At 71.3% G+C, this 7,991-nt stretch carries 8 protein-coding genes; 5 read left to right on the top strand and 3 right to left on the bottom strand.

The window, feature by feature from the left end; all coding sequences use genetic code 11:
• The coding region (locus G6020_RS05250; protein ID WP_182609901.1) for a serine hydrolase domain-containing protein at positions 1-1,576 on the bottom strand (1,576 nt) is incomplete at its 3' end.
• 270 nt (positions 1,577-1,846) lie between these two features.
• Here G6020_RS05250 and G6020_RS05245 point away from each other — a divergent pair.
• From G6020_RS05245 to G6020_RS05235, 3 genes are all read left to right on the top strand, one after another.
• The gene (locus G6020_RS05245; RefSeq protein WP_182609900.1) at positions 1,847-2,710 is read left to right on the top strand and encodes an alpha/beta hydrolase; all 864 of its coding nucleotides are present in this window, start codon (positions 1,847-1,849) and stop codon (positions 2,708-2,710) included.
• 77 nt (positions 2,711-2,787) lie between these two features.
• Positions 2,788-3,681, top strand: coding sequence for a phosphoribosylaminoimidazolesuccinocarboxamide synthase (locus G6020_RS05240; protein ID WP_182609899.1), 894 nt, complete (start codon positions 2,788-2,790; stop codon positions 3,679-3,681).
• Positions 3,678-5,918: a S9 family peptidase gene (locus G6020_RS05235; protein ID WP_182609898.1), complete on the top strand. Its 2,241-nt coding sequence runs from the start codon at positions 3,678-3,680 to the stop codon at positions 5,916-5,918. Before G6020_RS05240 ends, G6020_RS05235 begins: the two co-directional genes overlap by 4 nt.
• A gap of 29 nt (positions 5,919-5,947) precedes the next feature.
• Here G6020_RS05235 and G6020_RS05230 read toward each other — a convergent pair whose 3' ends face one another.
• Positions 5,948-6,475 (bottom strand): hypothetical protein, encoded by a 528-nt coding sequence (locus tag G6020_RS05230; protein ID WP_182609897.1) that lies wholly within the window; start codon positions 6,473-6,475, stop codon positions 5,948-5,950.
• Complete coding sequence (locus G6020_RS05225; protein WP_031264401.1) at positions 6,472-6,750, bottom strand: helix-turn-helix transcriptional regulator; 279 nt, start codon at positions 6,748-6,750, stop codon at positions 6,472-6,474. Before G6020_RS05225 ends, G6020_RS05230 begins: the two co-directional genes overlap by 4 nt.
• 63 nt (positions 6,751-6,813) lie before the next feature.
• On the opposite strand from G6020_RS05225, the gene G6020_RS05220 reads away from it, so the two are divergent.
• Complete coding sequence (locus G6020_RS05220) at positions 6,814-7,305, top strand: glutathione peroxidase (protein ID WP_017835291.1); 492 nt, start codon at positions 6,814-6,816, stop codon at positions 7,303-7,305.
• A gap of 125 nt (positions 7,306-7,430) precedes the next feature.
• The coding region (locus G6020_RS05215; protein WP_182609896.1) for a DUF2334 domain-containing protein at positions 7,431-7,991 on the top strand (561 nt) is incomplete at its 3' end.

Raw genomic sequence — 7,991 nt, 5'->3', positions numbered from 1 at the left:
GGACCACGGCCGCGACGGGCCACGCCAGGACGGTCACCAGCAGCACCACGAGACCGCCGGCCAGCCCCGGCAGCGCCACGGCCCGGGACGTACTCACCGGCGTCAGCGACATCGCCGAGTCGTGGCCGATGAGCTGGACCCGACCGTCGGCGTCCGTCCGGACCGCGAGGACCCGGTGGCCGTCGACCTCCCGGTACACCCACGGCTCGGCCTCCTCGTAGACGGTGGGCTCCAGACCCACCCCGGCCGAGAACCGCACCCGGTCGTCATCGACGACCTCCGCCCGGATCGGCTGGAGGGCGCCGGCCACGGTGAGGAACGTGGTGTGGAATCCGCGTGTGCTCTCATAGGTGCCCGCGAGGGCTCGGGCGTGCTCCGCCCGGGTAGCGGGGTCGACGGTGCCGGGGGTCGCCGGATCGACGGTGCCGGTGGGCGCGCCGTCCGCGGGGAGGTATCGGTCGGCGAACCCGTCGAGCAGGTCCTCGCGCAACAACAGTGCGGCGGCGTCGACGCCGGTGCTGGTGAAGGAGACGAAGATGCCCGTGTCGTCGTCGGGCCACAACTGCATGTGGGAGTGGAACGCGAGGGTGTCACCTCCGTGCCCGACGACGGCCCGACCGTTGCGGGACTCGTCGAACCAGCCCAGACCCATCCTCGGGCCGGAGGCCAGGGCGCCCAGGGTGTCGGAGTCGAGGGCGGGCTCCCGCATGAGCTGGAGGGTCTCGTCGCTGAGGATCCCCGCGCCGTCGCCGGCGGGGTGGCCGAGATGGGCGAGCATGAACCGGGCCATGTCCGTGGCCGTGGCGCTCAACGCGCCCGCGGGCGGCACCCCGACCACTTCGAAGGGGATCGCCTGCCCGTCCGAGGTCGGGTACCCCAGGGCCGTGTTCGCCGCCAGGTGATCCGGGAGGGGTTGGTCGAAGGACGAGGACGTCATCCCGACGGGCGAGAGGATGTTCTGGTCGACGTAGTCCTCGAACGGCACGCCGCTCACGGCCTCCACCACGTACCCGGCGAGCGCGTTGCCGTAGTTGGAGTACGCGGGCGTGGTGCCCGGCTCGTACACCTGGGCGGGTGGGTCCTCCACCAGGGCGCGGCGCAGGTCCACGCTCGCTCCCGGCGTCGCGAAGAGGCCGGCGGCGCGCTCCTCGTAACCGGGGGTGTGGCTGAGCAGGTGCCGCAGCGTCACGGGGTGGTGGTGGGGAAGGTCCAGGCCGGTGTACTGCTCGACGTCGGTGTCCAGGTCGACCTCGCCGCGTTCGACGAGTTGCATCACGGCGGTCGCGGTCACCATCTTCGACACCGACCCCACCCGGAACAGGGTGGTCTCCGGATCGACTGCGGTGCCGGCGGCGACGTCGGACTCGCCGAAGCCGCGGGCGGTGAGGAGTTCGCCGTCGTGCACGACGGAGACCGTCGCTCCCGCGATCCGCCCGGACTCGAGCGCTGACGGGATCGTCTGGTCGAGCCACGCGTCGACGTCTGCACGGGTCAGGTCGGCGACGGAAGGCGGTGGTGAGGGGCGCGGGTCGGGCGGTGGTTCCGCCGGCCCGCACGCCCCGAGTGTCGCCAACACGACCGCTCCGAGTGCCGCGACGGCCGCGCGCCGAGTCCGCCGAATGCGGCGGGCCCGACGACGACCGGAAGCGGGTTCCGGCGACGGGGCGAGGGTGGTGGGGACCACGGGGGACCTCCTGTGCAGTGGGCATCCGGACTGCGTCCGGACGGATTTCTCTGACCGCCTCCATGCTCGTCGGCGGGCGGCCGCCGGTCTTGAGGCATGAGGTGGAAACCCGGTTGGCACCTTTGGGGGAGGCCAGCGGCCTCCGGGCGCTAGTCTCGGCGCATGCGCGAGACCGTCATCCCCGTCCCCGGCACCTCCGGCCTGCAGGCGACCCTGCACCACGCCGAGGCTCCACGAGCCCTGGTGCTGCTGGTCCACGGCTTCGGTGAGCATTCCGGCCGGTACGGGCGGACGGTGGGGTTCCTGGTCGACCGCGGCGTGAACGTGGTCACCTACGACCTCCGGGGGCACGGCTCGGCGCCCGGTCCGCGGGCCAGGGTCGCCACGGAGGCCCACATCCGGGACAACCTCGCCGTCCGCGACGCGGTCCTGGAATGGACCCGGACCCCCGAGGGCGTGGGGACCGGGTCCCTGCCCCGTTTCCTCATGGGGCACTCGATGGGCGGGTTGATCGCGGGGGAGTCCGCCCTGCGGCGCCCATGGGACCTGGCGGGGCTGGTCCTGTCCTCTCCCGGCATCGTCGTGGGCGAGAGCACACCCGCGCCGCTCCGGGCGGCGGCCCCGGTGATCGCCCGCATGCTGCCGTTCCTCCCGGTGGAGAAGCTGGACCCGAACGAGATCTCCCGCGTCCCCGAGTACGTGGCGGACTACACCTCCGACCCGCTCGTGCACCACAAGGGGGTGCCGGCGTTGGCCGCCGGGACGCTGCTCGCGGGCGGACAGAAATTCCTGGAGCGCTCGAGCGCCCTGCGGTTGCCGACCCTGGTGATCAACGGGTCTGCGGACTCCATCACCTCACCGAAGGGCGCGCGCCGGTTCGCCCAGGTCGCGGGATCGGACCACGACCCGCGGCCGGAGATCACCTATCGGGAGTTCGAGGGCGGCCTGCACGAGCTGTTCAACGACCTGTGTGCGGACGAGGCGTACGCGGCGCTGGGGGAGTGGCTGGACGCGCGGCTGGGCTGACGTCCCCTCGGTCGGGGCGGATACCGCCCGCCCGGCGCCTGCGGCCGCGTGGGCACCCGCCGACTACGCTGGCGCCCATGCGACCCGAGCTCTCTTCCTACCGCCATCTCGCCGCCGGGAAGGTCCGCGAGTTATACGAGATCGACGGCGAGACGCTGCTCCTGGTGGCCACCGACCGGATCTCGGCGTATGACCACGTGCTGAGCACGCCGATCCCGGACAAGGGCCGGGTGCTCACCGCCATGAGCGCCTACTTCTTCGACGCTCTCGACGTGCCGAACCACCTGGCCGGGCCCCTGGACGACGAGCGGATCCCCGCCGAGGTGCTCGGCCGCGCGATGGTGGTGCGTCGCCTCGAGATGGTGCAGGCCGAGTGCGTCGCCCGCGGTTACCTGACCGGGTCCGGAATGGTCGAATACCTCGAGTCGGGATCAGTGTGCGGCGTCGAGCTCCCCGACGGGCTCGTCGAGGCCAGCCTGCTGCCGGAGCCGATCTTCACCCCCGCCACCAAGGCCGCGGTGGGTGACCACGACGAGAACATCTCGTTCGACCAGCTCTCCGGGATCGTCGGCGACGAGCTGGCCGGCCGGCTCCGGACCGCCACGCTGGAGGTGTACGCGCGGGCGGCCGAGATGGCCGCCGACCGTGGGGTGCTGCTGGCGGACACCAAGTTCGAGTTCGGGTTGTCCGGGGGAGAGCTGATCCTGGCCGACGAGGTGCTCACCCCGGACTCCTCCCGGTACTGGCCGGCGGACGGGTACGAGGCCGGCCGCGTCCAGCCGAGCTTCGACAAGCAGTTCGTGCGCGACTGGCTCACCGGACCGGACTCGGGCTGGGATCGATCCTCGGATTCCCCGCCGCCCCCGCTCCCGCCGGAGGTGGTCGAGGCGACCCGGGCACGGTACATCGAGGCCTACGAGCGGATCTCCGGCCTGCGGTTCTCGGAGTGGCTCGGCGGTGAGTCCGCATGAGCGCCACTGACGCCACCGGCAGCGGGACCGACGCCACCACCACCGCCGACCAGGGGGTCCCCGAGCCTCCCCGGGCCGAGCGTCGCCCCCACCGCCGCGAGCACCACGGCCGCGTCTTCGTGGACCACTACGAGTGGCTGCGCGACAAGGACGCCCCGGCGACCCGCGCGTACCTGGAGGCGGAGAACGCGTACACGGACGCGATGACGGCCGGGCAGAAGCCGCTCGAGGACGAGGTCTACGAGGAGATCCGTTCCCGCGTCAAGGAGACCGACATGTCGGTTCCCGTGCGGGCCGCCGGCTGGTGGTACTTCTCCCGCACATCGGAAGGCCTGTCCTACGCGCGGCACTGCCGCGTCCCCGTGCCTCCCGAGTTCGTGGCGGATCCCGGCGACCCGGCCGGGTGGGTCCCGCCTGAGGTCTCGCCCGGTGTCGAGCTCCCCGGGGAGCAGCTGTTGCTGGACGGCAACGCCGAGGCCGAGGGGCACGAGTACTTCGCGCTCGGCGCGTTCTCGGTCAGCCACGACGGCCGCGTCCTCGCCTGGGCCACCGACACCGAGGGCGACGAACGCTACACCCTCCGGTTCCGCTCCCTCGACCCGGACCACACGGCCCCGGACGAGGAGATCTCCGGCATCGCTGCCGGGGTCACCTGGTCCCGCGACGGCCAGTACGTCTTCTATGTGACGGTCGACGAGGCGTGGCGCCCCGACACCGTGTGGCGTCACCGCCTGGGGACGACCCGGGACGACGACGACGAGGTGTTCCACGAGCCCGACGAGTCCTACTGGATCGGGGTCGGTGAGACGCGCAGCGAGAAGTACCTGCAGATCGCCGCGGGGTCCAAGATCACCACCGAGGTGTGGTGCCTGGACTCCGCCGACCCGGCGGGCGAGTTCTGGTGCGTACGACCTCGCGAGGAGGGCGTCGAGTACGACGTCGAGCACGCGGTCGTCGGCGGCTTGGATCGCTTCCTCATCACCCACAACGCGGGGTCGCCCAACTTCGCCGTGGTCGAGGCGCCCGCCGGACCGGTCGACCGTGACTTCCGCGAACTGGACCCGCTTGTGCCGCACCGCGACGACGTGCGGGTGGAGGGGGTCGACGCGTTCGCCCGTGTGCTGGTGCTCGGGTACCGGGAGCAGGCGCTGCCCCGGTTCTCCCTGATGCCGCTGGATCCCGCGTCGACCGTGGGTGTGGAGGCGTATTCGGGGTTCACTCCCGTGGAGTTCGACGAGGAACTGTTCACCTCCGGCCCGGGGTCGAACCCGGAGTGGGACGCACCGGTGCTGAGGTTCGGGTTCGGCTCGTTCGTCACCCCGGGCCGCATCTACTCCCTGGCGCTGGCCACGGGGGAGCGGACCCTGTTGCGCGAGCAGGAGGTGCTGGGCGGCTACGACCCGGCCGGGTACGTGCAGCGCCGGGACTGGGCCACCGCCGGGGACGGCACCCAGGTGCCGATCTCCCTGGTGATGTCGCTGGAGACCGCAGCCCGGATCGACGCGGGCGAGCAGGTTCCGACCCTGCTGTACGGCTACGGTTCGTACGAGACCAGCATCGACCCCGCCTTCTCGGTGGCCCGGCTCTCGCTGCTCGACCGGGGGATGGCCTACGCGGTCGCGCACGTGCGGGGCGGCGGTGAGATGGGGCGCCTCTGGTACGAGCAGGGCAAGACCCTGACCAAGCGGAACACCTTCACGGACTTCGTCGACTGCGCGCGGCACCTGGTCGACTCCGGGCTCACCGCCCCGGACCGGTTGGTGGCGGAGGGCGGCAGCGCGGGTGGCCTGCTCATGGGCGCTGTGGCCAACCTCGCGCCGGAATTGTTCGTCGGCATCCAGGCGGTCGTCCCGTTCGTCGATCCGCTCACCTCGATCCTCATGCCGGAGCTCCCGCTGACGGTGATCGAGTGGGACGAGTGGGGCGATCCGCTGCACTCTGAGGAGGTCTACGACTACATGGCCTCCTACGCGCCGTACGAGAACGTCGAGGCCAAGGACTACCCGGCGATCCTGGCGGTGACCTCGCTCAACGACACCCGGGTGCTCTACGTCGAGCCCGCCAAGTGGGTGGCCAGGCTCCGGGCGGTGTCGACCTCGGCCGACTCGGCGGACCGCCCGGTGCTGTTGCGCTGCGAGATGAGCGCCGGCCACGGGGGCGTGTCCGGACGGTACGAGCGGTGGCGTCAGACCGCGTTCGAGTACGCGTGGACGGTGCGCACCGCCGGCGCCGGCTAGGGTCCGGCCCCGACACCCCCGCGGTGGGGTCAGCGGTCGTCGGGGTCGGCGGGGTCCATGGTCGCGGCCATCGCGGCGGCGGGGATGATCCCCCCGACGAACACCGCCAGGACAGCGAGTCCGCCCATCGCGTAGGCGAGGCGGTGGCCGTCGCCGAGTTCCATCGTGGAGCCGAACACCAGCACCAGTCCGATCACGAAGCAGATTCCCACGAGCACCGACAGTGCGGTGGATCTGGCGTGCAGGAGGGTCTGTGTCTCGAACTCGTCGAGGTAGCGCGGCGGCGCGGAGTCCTTGACGTCGATGACGGTGCGCAGCATCGTCCACACCGTGCAGATGGCCACGGTCATGGGCAGCCAGGCGATCACGATCGGGAGCCAGAAGAACCCGGCGACGGCGATCGCTGCCATGACCGCGACGCATGCCCAGTTCAACCGGACCAGCAGTCGGCGGCGTTCCGGGGTGCGCCACGAGAGCAGGCTGGTGGAGAGCCGGTCGACGGTCTTCTCGTAGCGACGCTCGGCGGAGGTCAGGGTGTGGTCGGTCGCGGTGCTCATGGAGTGTCCTCTCGTGTGCGGCGGTAGATCTCGGTGGACATCGGCTGGAACTCCTCCCGGGAGAAGACGGCCTCGACCGGCAGGTCGAACACAGCGCAGATGCGGAAGGCCAGATCCAGGCTGGGGTAGTGGTCGCCCCGTTCGAGCGCACCCACGGTCTGGGGGTTGACCTCGATCCGTTCCGCGAGCGAGGCCCGGCTGAGTCGGTGCTCGGCCCGCAGGACGGCGATCCGGTTGTAGATGGGGAGCTTTTCTCCCCGTCGCACTGGGCTCATGCAATGCAGTGTTGTAAAAACCCAACGATATGTCAAGGGTGGCAACCGCGTAAGCTGGCTCACATGAGCAGCCTCCACGACATCACCTTCACGACCATCGACGGCGAGCAGGCCCGACTCGGTGACTACTCGGGGCACGCCGTCCTGGTGGTCAACGTCGCGAGCGAGTGCGGGCTCACCCCGCAGTACGAGGGCCTGCAGGAGCTGGCCGACGACTATCGCGACCGCGGGTTCTTCGTCCTGGGGTTCCCGTGCAACCAGTTCATGGGGCAGGAGCCCGGCGACGAGGGCGCGATCAAGGAGTTCACCACCGAGAAGTACGGCATCACCTTCCCCCTGGCCGCCAAGGTCGACGTCAACGGCCCCGACCGGCACCCGCTGTACGCGGAACTGACCGCGGTCGCCGACGCAGACGGTGAGGCCGGTGACGTGCAGTGGAACTTCGAGAAATTCCTGCTGTCCCCGACGGGTGAGGTCGTGGGCCGCTTCCGCCCCAAGGTGGAGCCCGGTGCCCCCGAGCTCACCGAGGCGATCGAGGACGTCCTCCCGGTCTGACCCCGTCCCGGAGCGTCACCTCCGGCCGGGACGTCACCTCCGGTCAAGACACGCGTCCGGTCGGGACACCGGACGTACACCTCGTCGTCGTCACGCTGTCATCACCGGCTGCGACGATGGGCTCCATGACACCGCGCCCGGCCACCGCCCGCCTCATCGTCTCCGTCTCGGGCCTGCGGGAGTCGACGCTGGAGGGTGCCGTGGATCTGGTCGGCGAACTCGAGCGGCGGTCGGTGCCCGTCTCGCTGCTCGTCGCGCCGAGGCGGGGGCGCGAGTACCGGATGACGGAGGACAGGGCCACGCAGGGCTGGCTACGCCACCGTCGCGAGCGGGGTGACTCGATCGTGTTGGGCGGCTACGACGAGGCCGCGACCCGACCGCGCAGGCCCGAGTTCGCCTCCATCGGACCCGCGGAGGCGGCCGTCCGTCTGGCCGCCGCGGACCGGATCATGGCCGACATGGGTCTTCGGACGCGGCTGTTCGCCCCACCGCGGTGGAACGGGTCGCCGGGCTGTCTCGAGGCGTTGCCCGGGGCGGGCTTCCGGGTCTGTGCCTCTCTCACCGGCGTCCACGACGTGGTCCGCGGGACCACGGAGCGTGGCCGTGCGCTGTCGATCGGGGAGGGGTTCCTCGCCGATGCCTGGTGGTGCCGGGCCCTCGTCACCGCGGCCTGTCGAACGGCGGCG

The organism is Dietzia sp. B19, assembly GCF_014145155.1.
In the GTDB taxonomy this organism is placed as follows: domain Bacteria; phylum Actinomycetota; class Actinomycetes; order Mycobacteriales; family Mycobacteriaceae; genus Dietzia; species Dietzia natronolimnaea.
The sequence above is the reverse complement of the archived record's forward strand: the minus strand, read 5'-3'. Positions and strand labels throughout refer to the sequence as shown.

Coding starts and splice junctions, on each gene's coding strand:
- G6020_RS05230 (WP_182609897.1), bottom strand. CDS start 6,475: ATGAGCACCGCGACCGACCACACCCTGACCTCCGCCGAGCGTCGCTAC.
- G6020_RS05240 (WP_182609899.1), top strand. CDS start 2,788: ATGCGACCCGAGCTCTCTTCCTACCGCCATCTCGCCGCCGGGAAGGTC.
- G6020_RS05225 (WP_031264401.1), bottom strand. CDS start 6,750: ATGAGCCCAGTGCGACGGGGAGAAAAGCTCCCCATCTACAACCGGATC.
- G6020_RS05220 (WP_017835291.1), top strand. CDS start 6,814: ATGAGCAGCCTCCACGACATCACCTTCACGACCATCGACGGCGAGCAG.
- G6020_RS05235 (WP_182609898.1), top strand. CDS start 3,678: ATGAGCGCCACTGACGCCACCGGCAGCGGGACCGACGCCACCACCACC.
- G6020_RS05245 (WP_182609900.1), top strand. CDS start 1,847: ATGCGCGAGACCGTCATCCCCGTCCCCGGCACCTCCGGCCTGCAGGCG.